Source organism: Protofrankia sp. CiP1_Cm_nod4 (assembly GCF_982290645.1).
Genome location: NZ_CEVIVC010000070.1, coordinates 24,372 through 24,935 on the forward strand (window position 1 = coordinate 24,372; position 564 = coordinate 24,935).

The following is a 564-nucleotide window of genomic DNA, read 5'->3' on the forward strand; positions in this document are numbered from 1 at the left end:
GTAGTCCCAGCTTCGGTGGCATCCTGGCACCTTGGCCCAGTGCGCCGTGCTTGGTTACGGCCCTCGTCAGGGCTACTGGGGTGGAGACACAGTGATCGACTGTGGCGGTCGTCGACGGTGATGTCGCGGTAATGTCGTTGACAGTCGCGGAGGGCGCTGTGACGATCACTCTGTGAGAATCGAGGGGGTGGCAGGACGGGCTTTTGTGCCTCGTCCGCTGTCTTTCCGTGCTCTGCTGACGCCAACGTTGGTGGTGTATCTCGCGGTCGGGCTCGGGGTGCTGCTCGGGGTGGCCGGGCTGGTGTTCAAGGTGCGGGACGGCTCGAATCCCGCCGCGGGCATGGTGCTGGGGGCCACCGGCGGTTTCCTGTTCCTCGCCGCCGGGGCGGTGGCGCATACCCGGCGGCCGGCGAACCGGGTAGGGCTGCTGATGGTCCTGGTCGGCGCCGGTTTCTTCGCCGAGGATCTGCAGGTGTCGCGCACCCCGGCGATAAGCACCGCCGGACTGCTGCTGGTCCGGGCGTCGAGCGGGTTCGCCGCGCATCTGCTGCTGGCCTTCCCGAG

1 pseudogene is annotated in these 564 nt (G+C 68.1%); it reads left to right on the forward strand.

Annotation, left to right across the window (positions count from 1 at the left end):
* Positions 1–253 precede the first annotated feature (253 nt).
* A pseudogene (locus AC5LSR_RS14505) lies at positions 254–564 on the forward strand (histidine kinase); the annotation flags it as partial.